Raw genomic sequence first — 16,854 nt, 5'->3', positions numbered from 1 at the left:
GCATGCGGGCACGCAGCCACTCTCGCCGCCATCGTGACCCATCCATGCCAAGTTGAATTCCGCCGCCCCGCGCGGTAGCCCGGTTTAGCGGCGGGCGTGATGGAACTGGTAGACATATCGGACTTAAAATCCGTGGGCCGAAAGGCCGTGTGGGTTCAAATCCCACCGCCCGCACCACAGCCGCGCGGACACCCCGCGTAGCGCGCCTTTCCTTGATGCAGCGCAAGGCGCGGGTCCGCATCCGCGGCATAGCCTGTCGCCGATGTACCGAGCGAACCGCAAGTCAAGCGCCCGAACTCCGTGACCCAGGCCCCGACGGAAACGCCAGGCATGGCCCCCGGCGCCTCCGCGCCCCTGCGCCCGCGCGGCCTGTCCACGCCGGAAATCGCGGAATTGCGCGCGCGCCACGGCTGGAACGAGCTGGTGGTGGAGCCGCCGCCGACGCCCCTTCAGGTCCTGGCCCGCCAGTTCACCGGCCTTCTCGTGGTCATGCTGATCGTCGCCGCAGGCATCGCCGCGGCGCTTGGCGAAACGGTGGACGCGCTCGCCATCGGGGCGGTCGTGATCCTCAACGCGGGGCTCGGTTTCGTGCAGGAATGGCGCGCCGAACGCGCGATCGAGGCCCTGCGCGCGATGCTCACGCCGCATGCGGTGGTCTTGCGCGACGGCAGCGAGACGACCATCCCCTCGCGCGAGCTTCTGCCGGGCGATCTCGTGCTTCTGGCCGAGGGAGACAGGGTGCCCGCCGATGGCCGGATCGTCGCCGAGGCGGGCCTGAGGCTGAACGAAAGCGCGCTGACGGGCGAATCCGTTCCGGTTTCGCGGGGCCCCGACGACATGGCCCTGTCTGGAACCACCGTTTCCTCGGGCCACGCCGAGATCACCGTGACGGCGATCGGGATGGAGACGCAGTTCGGCGAGGTCGCACGCCTGACGGGAGCCGTGGACGACCGCGAAACCACGCTCCAGCGGGAGCTGGGAATCCTTGCGCGGCAGCTGGGTTACATCGCGCTCGGCGTTGCGGCCCTCGTCGCGGGCTTTGGCATCTGGCGCGGGCTCGAGGCGCTTCAGGTGTTCATGCTCGGCCTTTCCATGGCCGTTGCCATGGTTCCCGAAGGCCTGCCCGCCGTCGTGACCGTGACGCTGGCCCTGGGCGCAGGCGCCATGGCGCGGCAGAACGCGCTGGTGCGCAGGCTCCAGGCCGTCGAAACGCTGGGCGCTGCGAGCGTGATCTGCACCGACAAGACCGGAACTCTGACCGAAAACGCGATGACGGCAAACCGCCTGCGCACCGAGGACAGCGCCTACTCGATCACCGGCACGGGCCATGACCCGGCAGGCCACGTCGAGCGCGCGGGCATCAAGGTCCATGCCGCGAGCGACGCGACGCTGGCGCTCGTCTGCCATGTTGCGCAGGTCTGCAACAATGCCCGGCTGGTGCGGGAAGGCGACCGCTGGCAACCGATCGGCGACCCGACCGAGACAGCACTGATCGTGCTTGCGCACAAGGCATGGGCCGAGACGCCGGATCCCGTGAACCGGGTCGCGGAGCTTCCCTTCACCAGCGAGCGCAAGCGGATGAGCGTGCTGGAACGGGACGGCGACGGCCTGCGCCTGTGCATGAAGGGAGCCCCCGAGACGGTTCTTCCCATCTCGTCTTTCGTGTGGTGCGACGGGCAGGCCCGGCCGATGACCGAGGCCGACCGAGACGCGCTCCACGACGCCGCGACAGAGATGGCGGCCGAAGGCCTGCGCGTCATCGGCCTCGCCTTCCGCGACGCGCAGGACGGTGAGATCGAAGAGCGGGAAATGATCTTTCTCGGCCTCGTCGGCCTGATCGACCCACCGAGGAAGGAAGTCGGCGACGCGATCCGCGCCGCGAACCGGGCGGGCATCCGGACGCTGATGATTACCGGCGATCACCCGGCAACCGCCCGCAACATCGCCAACGCGCTCGGCATCGGCGCGAGCAGGGTCCTGACCGGCGATGAAGTCGACGCGCTCGACGCCGAGGCGCTGAAGGAGGCCCTCACCACCGATGTCGCCTTTGCCCGCGTCTCGCCCGCCCACAAGCTCAGGATCGTCGAAGCGCTGCAGGCCCAGGACCTGACCGTCGCGATGACGGGTGACGGCGTGAACGACGCGCCGGCGCTGCGCAAGGCCGATATCGGCATCGCCATGGGCATACGGGGCACCGACGTGGCCAAGGACGCGTCGGACCTCGTGCTGCTCGATGACAACTACGCCACCATCGTGGCGGCGATCCGCGAGGGGCGGCGGCAGTTCGACAATACGCGCAAGTTCGTCCGCTACCTTCTGTCGTCGAACGCCGGCGAGGTGGTGGCGCTGATCCTCAACACGATCCTCCTGTCGCCGCTCATCTTCCTGCCGACCCAGATCCTTTGGATGAACCTCGTCACCGACGGGGTCACCGCCGTGGCGCTCGGCCTCGAACCCGCTGACCGTGCGCAGATGCGCGAGAAGCCTCGCGCGCGGAATGAGCGCATCCTCAGTTTCAAGAGCGCGCCCCTGATCCTCGCCTTCGGTCTCTATACCGGCCTGGCCTGCGTCTGGCTCTTCGAGGCGCTCCTGCCGCTGGGGGTCGACGTGGCCCGCACGGCGGCCTTCACCGCGATGGTCGTGTTCGAGAAGGTCAGCGTCTTCGCGTTCCGGTCGCTCAAGAGCCCCTGCTGGAAGCTCGGCTTCCTGTCCAACCGCACGCTTCTGCTGGCGTTCGCGGCCATGCTGGGCCTGCAGGTGGCGGCGGTCTACTGGCCGCCCTTGCAGACCATGCTGCAGACGGTCCCGCTGGATGGCGGCGTCTGGCTGATGATCGCCGCGCTCGCCCTTCCGCTTCTGATCGTGCCGGAGGCGGTGAAGACGATCCTTTCGGCACGGTCCCGGCGTCGGGCGTCCGCTTGATCTCGGTCAATACCCCCCCGCGCCGGTCGTTGCACCATGGCTGAAAGGAGAACGGACATGCCAGACGTGCGACAGAGCGGGGCCATGGGCGAGGCTTTCGTGATGGACGGCGGCGGCATCGAGCGGCTCGCCGCGCATCTGCTCGCCGAAGGCCGCAGCGTTGTCGCGCCGGTGGCCCGGGACGGCGCGGTCGTCTACGACGCCATCGAGGACCCTGCCGAGATCGCGCGCGGCGTCCGGATCGACAGCCGCCCCGGACACTACCGCATGGAACGGGACGGCACGGCGTGGTTCGACCACGTGATCGGACCGACGCCCTGGAAGCGTTTTCTCCACCCGCCGCGCGAGACGCTTTACTCGATGACGCGGAGCGACGACGGGATCGAGGTGGAGGCGACGCCCCTTCCGCAAGCGAGCTTCGCCTTTCTCGGGGTCAGGCCCTGCGATCTCGCGGCCATCGGGGTCCTCGACCGTGTCATGACCGGTGGCGCGCATCCCGACCCCCGGTATGCCGCGCGGCGGAACGGCACGCTGATCATCGCGGTGAACTGCCGGGTCTCGGCGGAGACGTGTTTCTGCGCCTCCATGGGGAGCGGACCACGCGCCGACGCGGGATATGACCTTGCGCTGAGTGAACTGGGCACGGGCGCGCAGACGCGCTTTCTCATCGAGGTGGGGAGCGCGGCCGGATCCGCGCTTCTCGAGGCGCTCGACGTCGCTCCGGCGACGGAGGCCGACCTTGCCGAGGCGCGGTGGAACGCCGCCGCGGCCGCCGACGCACAGACACGCGCCATCGAGACGGAGGGGCTGGCCCGGGACATCCGCGCCGCCGCCGAACATCCGCACTGGGACGAGGTCGCCACGCGCTGCCTCAACTGCACCAACTGCACGATGGTCTGCCCGACCTGTTTCTGCTCGACCACCGTGGAGGTGAGCGATCTTACCGGCGCGCACGCCGAACGGCAGCAGCGCTGGGATAGCTGCTTCAACGTGGGCTTCAGCCATCTGCACGGCGGCGCGGTGCGACAGAGCGGCCGCGCGCGTTACCGGCAATGGCTTACACACAAGCTTTCGACCTGGGAGGACCAGTTCGGCGAACTGGGCTGCACCGGCTGCGGGCGCTGCATCGCGTGGTGCCCGGTCGGCATCGACATCACCGAGGAGGCGGCAAGCCTCAGGAGGACGGAGCCATGATGATCAGGGACCTCGGCGAGGTCATCGGCCAGCATCGACTGTTCGCGGGCCTCGACCCCGCGTTCCTCGACCTCGTGGCGGGATGCTCGGCGAACCGGGTGTTCCGCCCGGGCACCGTTCTTGCGCGGGAGGGGGCGAGCTTCGACCACCTCTACCTCCTGCGCGCGGGCCACGTGGGCCTCGACGTCGTCGCGCCGGGACGCGGGCGGTTGCGCATCCAGACGGTCGGCCCCGACGATGTTCTCGGCCTGTCCTGGCTCGTCCCGCCCTATGTCTGGCGCTACGACGCCACCGCCCTGGAAGAGGTCCGCGCGGTCGAGATCGACGCGACATGCCTGCGGGCCAAGTGCGAGGCGGACCCGGCCGTGGGCTATGCCGTTCTCAAGCGTTTCATGCAGCCCATCGTCGAGCGCCTGCAGGGCACGCGCCTCCAGCTTCTGGATGTCTATGGCACACCCCGCTGAACCCCTGCCCCAGGACGGCATGCTGCCGGGCGTCGGACGGGTCCTGTCCTGCCGGACCGAGGCGCCCGACGTCGTCACGCACCGGATCGCGTGGGACGGCTGGGAGGGCTGCGCGCCGGGGCAGTTCAACATGCTTGGCCTGCCCGGTCTCGGCGAGGTCCCGATCAGCGTCTCCGGCGGCACGCGGACGCCGGGCGAGGTTCTGCACACGATCCGCGCCGTGGGCCCCGTCTCGCGTGGCCTGGCGGCATTGAAACCGGGCGCCGCACTCACGATGCGGGGTCCATACGGGCGGGGCTGGCCCGTGGAGGCGGCTGACGGCGCGCAGGTCACCATCGTCGCGGGCGGCCTCGGCCTCGCCCCGCTTCGGCCCGTGATCCGGCATTTCGCGGAGACCGCGCGCGCCCGGCGCGTGCGGCTCGTGATCGGCGCGCGGAGCCCCGCCGATCTCGGCTTTCTCCAGGACTACGACGATTGGCGCGGCGCGGGCATCGACCTGGCCCTGACCGTGGACCACGCGCCACCCGGCTGGCCCGGGCGGGTCGGCGTGGTCACCGACCTCATCAGCGCGGGGCCGGGCCGGACGGTCGCCTATGTCTGCGGGCCGGAAATCATGATGCGCGTGTCGGCGATGCGGCTTCAGGCACTGGGCGTCGATGCTGGCGACATCTTCCTGTCGCTCGAGCGGAACATGAAATGCGGCGCGGGCCTTTGCGGCCATTGCCAGCTTGGCCCGGTGCTTCTCTGCCGGGACGGTCCCGTGCTCGACTGGGCGCGCGCGCGGCCGCTGATGATGGTGGAGGACCTCTGATGCCCCCTCGCCCGCGCCTCGGCGTCTTCAAGTTCTCCTCCTGCGACGGCTGCCAGTTGAGCCTTCTGGACTGCGAACGCGAGCTGCTGGACGTCGCCGGCGCCCTCGAGATCGCCTATTTCGCCGAAGCCGTGTCGGCGGAGGATACCGGCCACTACGACGTCGCGCTGGTCGAAGGCTCCGTGACCACCGAGGCCGAGGCGCTGCACATCCACGACATCCGCGCGCGGTCGACGACACTCGTCACCATCGGCGCCTGCGCCACCTCGGGCGGCATCCAGGCCCTGAAAAACGGCGGCAACGCGGCGGGGTTTCTCAAGATGGTTTACCCGACGCCCGCATGGCTCCACACGCTGGAGAGCGCGACGGCGATCTCCGACCACGTGAAGGTGGATCATGAGTTGCGCGGCTGCCCGATCTCCAAACACCAGCTGCTGGAGCTGATCGCGGCGCTTCTCGCGGGTCGGCGGCCCCAGACGGAGCCGCACGCGACCTGCCTCGAGTGCAAGCTCGCGGGGCAGGTCTGCGTGATGGTGGCCGAGGGGAAACCCTGCCTCGGTCCGGTCACGCACGCGGGCTGCGGCGCGCTCTGTCCCGGTTATGCGAGGGGCTGCTACGGCTGTTTCGGGCCAAAGGAGACGGCGAACACCGCATCCCTCTCGGCGCAGTTGGGCGCGCTCGGGGAAAGCCCGGCCCGCATCGCGAGGGCCTTCTCAACCTTCAACACCAACGCGCCCGAGTTCCGGGCCGAAGCGGAGGCACAGGGCGATGACTGAGCGCCGGATCGAGGTCGGCCTCCTGACGCGCGTCGAGGGTGAGGGCGCGGTCAGGATCGACATGCGGGGGGACAAGGTCACGCGCGCCGAGTTCCGCATCTTCGAGCCGCCGCGCTTCTTCGAGGCGCTCCTGCGCGGGCGCGGCTACGAGGAGGCTGCCGACATCACCTCGCGGATTTGCGGCATCTGCCCCGTCGCCTACCAGATGAGCGCGGTCCACGCGATGGAGGCCGCCTTCGGGGTCGGGATCGATCCCTCCGTGCGCCTTGTGCGCCGCCTGCTCTACTGCGGCGAATGGATAGAGAGCCACGTCCTGCACGCCATCCTCCTGCATGCCCCCGACTATCTCGGATACGGCAGCGCCTTCGAGCTTGCGGCAGCGGGCCACGAGGGGCTGGTGCGCGACGCGCTGGAAGTGAAGGAGGCCGGCAACCGCATCGTCTCCGTCGTCGGCGGGCGGGAGATCCACCCGATCAACGTGCGCGTCGGCGGCTTCTGGAAACTGCCCGAGCGACGCGCTCTGGCGGCACTGCGCGAGGAGCTGCTAGCCGCGATCCCCAAGGCGGTTCGCGTCCTCGACTGGACGGCTTCGCTCGACATCCCCGACCACGCCCGGGACTACACGCTGGTGAGCCTCTGGCATCCCGACGAATACCCGATGAACGAGGGACGGCTGAGGTCCACCGCCGGGCTCGACTGCGCCAACGATGCCTGGCGCGATCATTTCGAGGAATTCCAGGTGCCGCATTCCAACGCGCTTCAGGCGCGGGACCGGGAGGGCGGCGAATACCTCGTCGGGCCGATGGCGCGGCTTGCGCTGAACTTCGGGCGGCTCTCCGAAGGCGCGCGGGAGGCGGCGGGACGCGCGGGCCTCGGTCCCGACTGCCGCAACCCGTTCCGCACGATAACCATGCGGATGGTCGAGACGCTGCACGCGCTGGAGGAGGCTGTGCGCCTGATCGAGGCCTACCAGCCCGGCGAGCGTTCCGCCGCGCCGGTTGAGCCGCGCGCGGGCGTGGGGGCTGCCGCGACGGAGGCCCCGCGCGGCACGCTGTTTCACCGCTATGAGATCGACGGCGACGGGCTCATCACCCACGCGCAGATCGTGCCCCCGACCTCGCAGAACCAGCCCGCCATCGAGGCGGACCTGCGCGCCTTCCTGCCCTCGCTTGCCGGGCGGAGCGAGGCGGAGATCACGCATCTCGCCGAGCAGGCGATCCGCAACTACGATCCCTGCATTTCCTGCGCGACGCATTTCCTAGACCTGCGCTTCCTCGATGCATGATGCGGTGGTCATCGCTGTCGGGCGGCGCGACCGGGGCGACGACGGGGCGGGGCCGGCCCTCCTCGACAGGCTGGCCGAGCTTGGGGCCATGGCGGACCTTCTGCACCTGCGGCCCGATCCGGGCGACCTCCACTCGGCCCTTGCGGGGCGCAGGGTGGCCATCCTCGTCGATGCGTGCAGGTCCGGCGAGCGACCGGGAAGCCTGCGGGACTACGACCTGACGATGGCGAGCCCCCCGGCGGCGCGGCGGGCAAGCCACGGCATGCCGCTCCTGGATGCGGTCGACCTGGTGCGTGGGCTCTATGGCCTGCCCCCCAAATGCCGCCTGCTTGCCGTGGAAGCCGCCGGGTTCGACCATGGCAGCGGGTTGTCCCCGGACGTGGCAGACGCCGTCGACACGCTGGCCGAACGGGTCATCCGCCAAATCGGAAGGGGGGCGACACCGCCCCCCTCGGGTCAGGCGACGCGGGCAACGCGCGCGGTGTCCTCCGGCTCCGTGAGCGGGGCCCAGCCACCGCCCGGGACATAGCGCTCGGCCACCGCGCCCGTCTCGTCCATCCGGAAGAGATGCAACCAGGAATTGTCGAGCAGCGCCGCCAGCCCCTCGTGCCTGCCGATGATGTCGGACATCGCCTCGGCCGGGGCCTCGACGATCGCGGCAAGGCGCATCGGCTCGTGGATGAAACGCTCCCCGTCATGGACGGACTGCCACGGCAGGCCCGGACGAAGATCGCCCGACGAGCCCTCGATAACGCCGGTGAACCCCGAGACGTTGTGCAGGACCTTGTTGCCCGCGCCGAACACGGCGTTGTCCACGGTCGACCCGTAGTATTGCAGGTTGATCCAGCTCGCCACGATCAGCGGCGCGGTCAGGATCAGCTCGAGCACCGGGTAGCCGTTCGCGGCATCCGCTTTCCAGCCGTAGCTGTGCAGGAAGGCGCGGCCGCCGAGGTCGACCCCTTGCGTCCGGTGGCGCGGGGCGACGATGAACGCCGCGCACCCGGCCAGCGCCCATTCGGGCCGGGTCTGCGACCAGTCGCGCGCGCGGGCCTGAACGGCCTCGTCCACCTGCACGTCCGGATCGAGGTTCAGAAGCATCGCCCGCTCGCTCCGGGCGATCTTCCCAGCCTCAGCCAGCGCATCGCGAAGCGCCTTGAGGTCCTCGCCATGCGTCTCCTTCCACCGCGCGGTGTCGTAGAGCGTCACCTCGTCGGTCGTGGTGTCGTGGAGCGCGGGCAGGAAGACGGTGTCCGCGGGCACATCGATCCCCTCCGCCGGAAGGCCCTTGCGCACCTCCGGGTCGTTCAGGAGCCGCGCCACGAGGCGCGCGTTCACTTCGCCGTCGTGCCCGCCGCAGGCCCCGCAATCGAGACCGGCATTATGCGGGTTGTTCTGCGACGTGCCGCCATGGCCCGCGAGGACGACGATCCGCGCGAAGGGACCGGTCAGCGACATGGCCTTTAGGATGGTCGCCGCTGTTGCGACCCGGGCGTCTTGCGGGATCACGTCGAGCGAGGGGGCGAGAAGCGCCGCCTCTTCCGTCTTCAGACCGGGATGGCGCGGAGCGAGGGCGGTCGTGGCCTTGAGGCTCTGCGCCGCGAGCCGTGCGGCATAGGTGAGGCCCATGGTCTCGACATATCCGAAGCTCGACACCGCCGCCTGCTTGAAGCGCGACCAGACCGATGTCGCGGCGATGCGACCCGCCCGCGTCGCGGCCAGCGCGTCCGGCCCCTCGTCATGGGCACAGCCCGACGGCGAAAGCAGAACGGGGCAACGCGCGGTCTCGGACGCGGCGCCGAGCGGCCGGTAGGACACGGCCGCGCCGAAGAACCCCGCGAAGCCCAGCGTCTCGGCGCCGGGCATTGCGGTCTCCAGCGCGCGGCGGAAGACCTCCGACCGAACGTCGATGCAGAACGCCGCCTGAACCGGGGGCCTGCCGGTCCCGGCCTCGCCCTTGCCCAGCGCGGCAAAGACATGCCGCCGCCAGCCGGCTTCGTAGGCCGTCTGCAGCGCGGCCAGAAGCGCCTCGTTGTCGCCGGGGGACGGCGGGTTGGCATGTGCGGCCTTCGCGCTCTCCCAGGCCGTGGACGGAACCTTGTCGACCAGCAACCAGTCGCAGACCGCGCGGATGGCGAGGAGATCGGTCAGCACCGGATCCGTGCCGCCGGCAAGCTCGGCCTGCCAGAGGCGGTAGCGCGCGTGGCCGGCCCAGCCCTGAACGGTATAGAGAAGCCGCGCGAACCAGCTTTCGAGCGCGGGGCCCGACAGGTCGAGCGATGCGGCCAGCGCCGCGAGCGCTGCGCCGGGCGCATCCGGCAGCGCCGCGATCCGCTTCGAGGCCCCCTGCAGTCCGAGGGCGGCAAGTCCGAGGTCGTGCCCCGCGTCGAGGCGCCAGGCCTGCCACAGGCCGAGGTCGCCGCGCGCGGCCGACCAGGCCCCCTGGCCCGCGTCGAAGTGCTGGGCCGCGTAGTCGCAGACATGGCCCGCGATGCGCTGCGGCCAGGCCTCGCCCGTGGCCTCCCCCGCAAGATCCGCCAGGGTGGGAAGCGCCTTGGGCGCGATATCGGCCGCGCCGCGCGCCGCCTCGGCCAAGGCGGCACCGCTTGCGGCGACACCCGGATGCAGCGACGCGGCGGCATCGAGATCATCGGGCGCAATGCGCCCGGTGGCGATCGCCTCGGCATAGGCGCCGGGGCCCTGGGTCATCCTGGCGCCGGCGAGGCGCGCGACATCGACCATCGCGGCCTCGAAATCGCGTTCCGCGAAGCCGAGAAACGGGTTCACCGCGACGAAGGACGAGAGCGGCCAGAGCGGGGCGATCAGGCGGCCGGCCTGGTCAGCGGCGGCAAGCGCCTCGTCCTCGGTGACGGCAGCATCGACTTGGGTCATCAGGGTCATGGCTTGGGTCCTCCGGGGATCAGGCGAGCTTGGGAGCCAGAAGGCGGTTCAGAACGGGCGTCACGTAGAGCCCCTGGCGCAGATGCGTGACGAGCGGGCGCCAGCGCCCTTCGGCAAGGCGCACCGGCGCAAGGATCTGCACCGCCGCGGTGGCGACGAAGAGCGCGAGGATCATCCCCATCACGACCTGCAACATGGGGCCGACGGAGCCGGTCTCGGGCAGCGTGCCGGCCGTCAGCGTCTCGGCGCCGAGCTGCAGGGCAAAATAGACCGCGGAGAGACCGAAGGAGACGAGGCTCGCCCGGATCACGAGCGGACCGCGCGCGCCCTGCCCCATCGAGAGCGCCACCAGCTGAGCCAATCCCAGCACGAGGATGGCGGCCAGCACGACGAGGGCGGGCTTGGTCTCGAGGGTCACACCGAAGGCCCAGCCGGTCAGCCCGACGGCGCAGAGCGCGACCGCGAGCGACAGGACCGCGTCCCGTGGGCGCACCGGGGACAGGCGATGGCCGAGCTTGGCCCGCGCGAGATCGACGACGGACCCCGAGCCGAGGAAGGCATGCGCCTTGTAGAGGGAATGCGCGACGATGTGCAGGAGCGCCGCCGGGAAGGCCCCGAGCCCGCATTGCAGCAGCATGAAGCCCATCTGCGCCGCGGTGCTCCAGGCGAGCGCGGACTTCACGGCGGTCTGGGTCAGCATGACGAGCGAGGCCAGCGCCGCCGTCAGGCCGCCGACCACGGCCAGGAGGGCCATGGCGAAACCGGGCGCGGCAAGGAAGATGTCCGAGAAGCGGATCACGAGGAAACCGCCCGCGTTGATGACGCCGGCATGGAGCAGCGCCGAGACCGGCGTGGGGGCGTCCATCACCTCGGTCAGCCAGCCGTGGGTCGGGAACTGCGCCGACTTCAGAAGTGCCGCCATCGCGATGCAGAAAGCCGCCCAGCCCGTGCCTTGGGGCACCAAACCTTCGTCGAGTGCGGCGGACATGGCAGCGATCTCGCCGGTTCCGAAGCCCTGTACCAGCAGAACGGCGGCGGAGATCAGGAACACGTCGCCGATCCGGGCGAAGAGGAACTTCTTGCCGGCCGCAAGCCGCGCCACGGGACGATCGCCGTAGAACAGGAGCAGCCTGTGCATCGACAGGCTCGTGCCGATCCAGGCGAGGACCAGCTGGCCGACATTGCCTGAGGTGACGAGCAACAGGACAAAGCCGAGCGTCAGCGCGAGGCGGCCCATGAAGGTGCCCTGCCGCGCGTCGCCGTCCATGTAGGTGCGTGCATAGCGGATGACGACCCAGCCGATGAAGGAAACCAGCAGGACCATGACCGCCGAGACCGCGTCGACGCGGATCTGGAGGCCTATCCCGTTCGCGCCGATCAGCGCGGAGCCGGCGGCGCCGTAGGTGGCGGCCATTGTCCCGAAGATCACCGCGCCGGCGAGCACGGCGAGCGCGGCACCCTCCACGATGGCGAGGCTCCGGCGCGGGCGCAGGCCCGGTCCGGTGAAGCAGACGATCGCCGCAGCGAACAGCGTCAGCGGCAGAAGATAGGCGAGCATGGACATGGCGACCTCCGTCAAACGGCACGTTTCGAGAGAGGTAGCCTTCGCCCGCACTCAAGTGAAATATATTGTTCCGAGGCTTTCGTTCGTTTATAAAGAACGCATGAGCCTTCTCAACTACACCCATCTCCGGGCCTTCCGTGCCGTCGCCGCCGAGGGGAACCTGACACGGGCGGCCGAGAAGCTTGGCGTCGCCCAGTCGGCGGTCTCGACCCAGATCAAGGCATTGGAAGCGCGCCTCGGGCACGCGCTCTTCGAGCGGCGCGGCCGGACGATGGCCCTGACCGAAGCGGGGCGGATCGCCTACGACTGCGCCGAACGGGCCTTCGCGGCTGGGGACGAACTGGTCGAGACACTGGCCGGACGGTCGGGCGCGCAGGCGGTGCTGCGGGTCGGCGCACTCGCCACGCTTTCACGGAACTTCCAGCTGAACCTCCTGCGTCCCCTGGTGCAGGACCCGGAGGTGTCCGTCGTCCTGCGCTCGGGATCGATCGGAGAGCTTCTGGCGGAACTTGAGGCTCTACGCCTCGACGTGGTGCTGACCAACGCGCCCCCGCGCCACGACGCGGCGACACCTTGGCGGGAACACCGGATCGACGATCAGCCTGTCGGCCTTGTCGGCCACGCCCACCGAATCCCCAAGGACGCCGATCTCGCCGCGCTGATCTCGGCCGCACCGCTCGTCCTGCCGGCCGAGGGAAGCGCGCTGCGCGCGGATTTCGACCGGTTGATGGCGCGTGAGGGCCTGAGCCCGCGCATCGCGGCCGAAGCCGACGACATGGCGATGCTGCGACTTCTGGTGCGCGAGGATGCGGGGCTAGGCCTCGTGCCGCCGATCGTCGTGCAGGACGAACTGGAAAGCGGGCTCCTGATCGAGGCGCTGCCGCTGCCTGACCTGCACGAGGCCTTCTGGGCCATCACCCTGCCCCGGCGTTTTCCCAACCCCGCGTTGGCGCGGGTCCTGTCGATGGAGTGACAGCCAAAAAAAACGCGCCCTCGGGCGCGTCTTCTTTGGCAGCATGGTCTTCAGTTGCTCAGGCGGCTTCCGCCTCGGCCTGGCTGCGACGCTCGCTTTCCTCGCGGCTGAGCGCCACGGAAGTCCGCACGCCGGCGGCGACGAACCGCATCAGGCCCTGAACCACCCGCTCGTTCGGGTCGATGCCCGCACAGCTCAGCACTTCGCGACCGTCACGAGAACGCGCCCAGCGGGCGATCTGCTCGGGGCCGTTGCCGTATTTCTTGTCATCCGCGATCGCGTCGTCGAGCGCAGCCAGAACCACCGCCGCGAAAAGCTTCCGCGCGCGCTGACCCTGTTCGAAGTTGAAGGCGGTGCCATCAACGAAATCTCGCATTTCGTCGTCCTTTGATCTTGCTCTTGCAATTTTTGGCGTGGCGCCCCTTATGCCCAATTTCCATGCAGAACTGTGATGCGTTTTTTGCAGGTGTGGTATTCTCTGGGCGCATGGCTCGGCGGGATTTCGCACGAGGGCAGGTGTCTCTTTCGCCAATCCAGCCCCATATCTAGGTTGGGTCACGGCGCAAACAAGCTTTTGTCAAGATTTTGCCACATCCGGAGCAACTCCTCCGCTCGACTCGTCCCCGATTTTGCGCGTCGTCGAATCGGTGGCACTGGATCTGCGGCCGTCTCGCGGCGCGGCATCGATCCGCCAGGTCTCAGTCGCGCCCGCCGGTCCATGGCCCTCGCGATCCGCGCCGACCGCCCGCGCGCGGGACGCGGCTGAGATCGGAGAGGGGACGTTCCGCCTGGCGGACCGAACGCACGCGACTGACAGACGGGATCGGACTCCGCCGACCGCGAGACAGCACGTATTCGACCTCGTCATGGGGGGGCTTGCCGTGGGTGCGCGCCCAGTAGTCCGGCCCGCCGCGTCGCAGGAATACCGGGAGCACGAGCAGGACCCCGGCAATGAAGCCGCCGGCATGGGCCCAGTAGGCCACACCGCCGCCCGCGACATCCATCGCCAGTCCGTTCACAAGCTGCAGACCGAACCAGATGCCCAGCATCAGCCATGCCGGGATGGTGAAGATCTTGATGAGAAAGACGATGATGACGAGGACGTCGATCCGCGCCCGCGGGAACATCAGGAGATAGCCCCCCATCACGCCCGCGATCGCACCGGAGGCCCCCACCATCGGGATCGATGAGGACGGATCGGCCAGGATCTGCCCTCCCGCGGCCGCGACACCCGAGGCGAGGTAGAACAGCAGGAAGCCGAGATGCCCCAGCAGATCCTCCATGTTATCGCCGAAGATGTAGAGGAAAAGCATGTTGCCGATCAGGTGCATCCAGCCGCCATGCAGGAACATGGACGTCAGGATGGTATGGGCCTCGCCGCCCTTGACCGCCTCGGCGGGCACCAGCGCCCACGTGTCGTAGAAGGCGAGCAGTCGCGCCTCGTTGCCCGCGAGCGCGGGAAAGTAGCTGAGGAACACGACCACATTCACGGCGATCAGCGCCCAGGTGACAAAGGGCGTGCGGTCGGACGGGTTGTGATCGCGGATCGGGAACATGAACCGAAGCTGGTGGCCCGCCCCCGCATGTCAAGGACAGGTGCGGTTGACGGGGGCGCCCCTGACGCCCCCGGGGGCGTCAGTCGAGTTCGTCGGCGGCCAGCATCAGGCGGATCTCGCGGCGCACGAGTTTGCGGACGTTCCGCGTAATGCGCTCGCCCAGGGCACCCTGGAGTTCCTGCCGGACCACATCGGCGACGATGCGGCGAAGCGTTTCCTCGTCGAGGATTCCCTCTTCCTGGGCGCCGCCCGTCTCGTGCTCGGCGGCGCGTGCAGCCGACATGCCGATGATGCGGGGCGTGGCTTCGGAAATGCTCCCGCCAAGGGCGGCACCGGCGAGAGCCGAGACCAGCATCGCGTTGTCCGGGCGGTCTTCGTGGCGCCGAAACGAGAGGGGCGGCTCGGGGCTGTTTTCCGCGAACGAAGCGGCGGCCTCCCCAAGCGGGGAAACGGCTGCTGCCTCGTTCGGGCCAAAGGTGGCGGGATCGGCGGCCTCGCCGGACACATCGTCCGCGGAAGAGGTCGCGTCCGGGCCGAACGGATCGGCATGGCCGGTCTCGTCCAGTTGCCGCTCCTCCGTGTCATCGGCATCGGAAAGGTCAATTTCCGCGAAGGCGGCGGCTTCGCGGTCGGCCATATCGCCTTCGTCGCCGGTGCCCTCCAGCGCCTCTTCGGATGCCGTGTCGACATCCAGGGCGAGGTCGGTTCCGGTCAGTTCCGCCGAAAGCGCGGTGTCGGCTTCGCCGGCGATGTCCATGCCATCGAGGTTGAGCTCGAAACCCGCGTCCGAGGCTGCCGTCTCGGGCATCGAAGTCGAGGGCTCGTCGCTCTCGAAACCGACATCCCAGGCCTCTGCCGCGAGGTCCGCCTCTGGCAAAACGGCCTCGAAGGAGGCGGGCTCGACCTCAGCCCAGTCGAGACCGGGTTCGGCTGCATCTGCGGAAATGCGAGCAGCGTCCTCGGCCGTCAGATCCCCGGCCTCCGATCCGGTGGCGGCCTCGGATGGATCCGTGGCACCCGAGAGGCCGAATTCCTGCAGGGCCGTTTGAACGGCGTCACCCTCGGCCTCCGCGTGGCTGACTGCTGTAGCCTCTGCCGCGGTGTGCTCCGCGGTTTCGGGGATCTCGACGTTCGGCGCGGCATCGGCGCCTGCCAGAGCCTCGTCCCCCTCGTCGTTGACGGGAGCGAGGTCGGAGGCACGGCGCGAGAACATGGGCGTGTAGGGTGACGCCGGTGCGGCCCGCTCGACGGCGGGCTCGGGGGCGTCGTTGGCCGCTTCCCCGACCTCGGCAGGTGCGGACGAAGCCGCCTCGCGGACCGCGGCCAGGTCGAGCAGCGCCCGCCTGGCACCGGCATCCGGCCAGCCCGCGTCGCCCGTGTCCGACTCGAACTCCACCGACGCGGGGATATCCGCCCCGGCGGCCTCGGGGGTCGGCGTGCGGCCCCAATCGAAGAGCCGCATCTCGGGCCGCCAACCATCGCCCCCGACCGCGCGCGGCGATTGCGGCGCATCCTCGTCGGCCGTGACATCGCCGTCCTGCCCGGTCGCGGTGGGGAGGTCCCCGGACGTGTCGGCGGGACCTTCCGCCGTCATGTCATCGCTGTCTTCCAGCTCAGCGGCGGCCAGACCGGCCTCTGCCGCTTGGGCGGTGTCAACGGCCTCTTCGACGGCGGCGGCGACCGTGGATTCCTCTTCGACGGCCTCGGAGATTGCGGTGTCCGCCTCCTCGGCCCATTCGGTTTCGGCCACGAGGTCGCCGGCTTCCGGCTCGGCATCGGCGGTCGGGACGCCATCCTCGGCGATCGTGTCTTCGAGGGTGTCTGCATCGGACAGATGCAGCGTTGCGGTTTCCTCTTCGGTCGATCCGGCTTCCGGCTGCGCCTCCATCTGGGCCGCAGCAACCTCCTCGGCGGCATCAAATGCCTGCTCGACTTCGGAGAAGTCGGAGACCGGCTCTTCCGTCACGGGGGCGGCCTGGGGGAGTTCCGCGTGCTCCTCGGCGGCGGTGGCGCCCTCCTCCTCGACCGCAGCAGCTTGGGCGTCCGTGGGCTCGACGCCGGTGTCGACGGGCGCTTCGGTGCCGAGGGTGTCATCCTCCGGCATCTGCGCCGCCTCGGCGGGCGCGACGGCCACGGCTTCTTCCTCTCGCGGCTTGTGCTCGGCGGTTCTCAGACCCGCGGGCCAGGCCGCGTCAGGGTCGGTCACCCGCAACGACGGCGTCAGGACGAGCTTGCCATCGGCAGCGGCAGAGGCCGACTCGGTCCGCATCGGATTGCGTTGAGAGGCGGTCGGCTGATCGGCCACGAGCCTGCGGATGGACGACAGGACGTCGTCGATATCACCCATGGATTTCACCGGATCGGGCATAGCGCTCACTCCTCAATCGGGCCCTGCCCGGCCCTAATTCAAA

Annotated in this window: 13 protein-coding genes and 1 tRNA gene; 9 read left to right on the top strand and 5 right to left on the bottom strand. The window is 69.6% G+C overall.

Annotation, left to right across the window (positions count from 1 at the left end; genetic code table 11):
- Window positions 1-90: 90 nt before the first annotated feature.
- From N8I71_RS13965 to N8I71_RS13930, 8 genes are all read left to right on the top strand, one after another.
- Window positions 91-177: transfer RNA gene (locus tag N8I71_RS13965), tRNA-Leu, on the top strand.
- Between the two features lie 153 nt (window positions 178-330).
- Window positions 331-2,922 carry a cation-translocating P-type ATPase gene (locus N8I71_RS13960; RefSeq protein ID WP_262878623.1) on the top strand — a complete coding sequence of 864 codons (2,592 nt, stop codon included), beginning with the start codon at window positions 331-333 and terminating at the stop codon, window positions 2,920-2,922.
- A gap of 57 nt (window positions 2,923-2,979) precedes the next feature.
- Entirely contained in the window at window positions 2,980-4,116 is a 1,137-nt protein-coding gene (locus tag N8I71_RS13955; protein ID WP_262878622.1) for a 4Fe-4S dicluster domain-containing protein, read from the top strand.
- Window positions 4,113-4,580, top strand: a complete 468-nt coding sequence (locus N8I71_RS13950) for a cyclic nucleotide-binding domain-containing protein (protein WP_262878620.1) — start codon at window positions 4,113-4,115, stop codon at window positions 4,578-4,580. The genes N8I71_RS13955 and N8I71_RS13950 overlap by 4 nt, the downstream gene beginning before the upstream one ends.
- Window positions 4,564-5,391, top strand: coding sequence for an FAD/NAD(P)-binding protein (locus tag N8I71_RS13945; RefSeq protein WP_262878619.1), 828 nt, complete (start codon window positions 4,564-4,566; stop codon window positions 5,389-5,391). Before N8I71_RS13950 ends, N8I71_RS13945 begins: the two co-directional genes overlap by 17 nt.
- Window positions 5,391-6,167, top strand: a complete 777-nt coding sequence (locus N8I71_RS13940; RefSeq protein ID WP_262878618.1) for an NADH-quinone oxidoreductase subunit B family protein — start codon at window positions 5,391-5,393, stop codon at window positions 6,165-6,167. The genes N8I71_RS13945 and N8I71_RS13940 overlap by 1 nt, the downstream gene beginning before the upstream one ends.
- A complete protein-coding gene (locus tag N8I71_RS13935) occupies window positions 6,160-7,452 on the top strand; it encodes a Ni/Fe hydrogenase subunit alpha (RefSeq protein ID WP_262878617.1) in 1,293 nt (430 codons plus the stop codon). Before N8I71_RS13940 ends, N8I71_RS13935 begins: the two co-directional genes overlap by 8 nt.
- Before the next feature lie 4 nt (window positions 7,453-7,456).
- Window positions 7,457-7,981 carry a hydrogenase maturation protease gene (locus N8I71_RS13930; protein WP_262878616.1) on the top strand — a complete coding sequence of 175 codons (525 nt, stop codon included), beginning with the start codon at window positions 7,457-7,459 and terminating at the stop codon, window positions 7,979-7,981.
- On the opposite strand, the gene N8I71_RS13925 is transcribed toward N8I71_RS13930, so the two are convergent.
- Window positions 7,909-10,350, bottom strand: a complete 2,442-nt coding sequence (locus tag N8I71_RS13925; protein ID WP_262878615.1) for a YbcC family protein — start codon at window positions 10,348-10,350, stop codon at window positions 7,909-7,911. The two genes, N8I71_RS13930 and N8I71_RS13925, sit on opposite strands and share 73 nt — an antisense overlap.
- A 19-nt stretch (window positions 10,351-10,369) precedes the next feature.
- Entirely contained in the window at window positions 10,370-11,914 is a 1,545-nt protein-coding gene (locus N8I71_RS13920) for a proton-conducting transporter transmembrane domain-containing protein (RefSeq protein ID WP_262878614.1), read from the bottom strand.
- Window positions 11,915-12,014: 100 nt separating this feature from the next.
- On the opposite strand from N8I71_RS13920, the gene N8I71_RS13915 reads away from it, so the two are divergent.
- Entirely contained in the window at window positions 12,015-12,887 is an 873-nt protein-coding gene (locus N8I71_RS13915) for a LysR family transcriptional regulator (RefSeq protein WP_262878612.1), read from the top strand.
- A 58-nt stretch (window positions 12,888-12,945) separates the two neighbouring features.
- Here N8I71_RS13915 and N8I71_RS13910 read toward each other — a convergent pair whose 3' ends face one another.
- The 3 genes from N8I71_RS13910 to N8I71_RS13900 all read right to left on the bottom strand — a co-directional run bounded on the left by N8I71_RS13910 (window position 12,946) and on the right by N8I71_RS13900 (window position 16,790).
- Complete coding sequence (locus tag N8I71_RS13910; RefSeq protein ID WP_262878611.1) at window positions 12,946-13,263, bottom strand: DUF6280 family protein; 318 nt, start codon at window positions 13,261-13,263, stop codon at window positions 12,946-12,948.
- Between the two features lie 322 nt (window positions 13,264-13,585).
- Window positions 13,586-14,443, bottom strand: a complete 858-nt coding sequence (locus tag N8I71_RS13905; RefSeq protein WP_262878610.1) for a rhomboid family intramembrane serine protease — start codon at window positions 14,441-14,443, stop codon at window positions 13,586-13,588.
- A gap of 79 nt (window positions 14,444-14,522) precedes the next feature.
- Window positions 14,523-16,790 carry a hypothetical protein gene (locus N8I71_RS13900; protein WP_262878609.1) on the bottom strand — a complete coding sequence of 756 codons (2,268 nt, stop codon included), beginning with the start codon at window positions 16,788-16,790 and terminating at the stop codon, window positions 14,523-14,525.
- Window positions 16,791-16,854 lie beyond the last annotated feature (64 nt).

It is taken from the genome of Roseicyclus sediminis (assembly GCF_025515305.1).
GTDB lineage: Bacteria > Pseudomonadota > Alphaproteobacteria > Rhodobacterales > Rhodobacteraceae > Roseibacterium > Roseibacterium sediminis.
The sequence above is the reverse complement of the archived record's forward strand: the minus strand, read 5'-3'. Positions and strand labels throughout refer to the sequence as shown.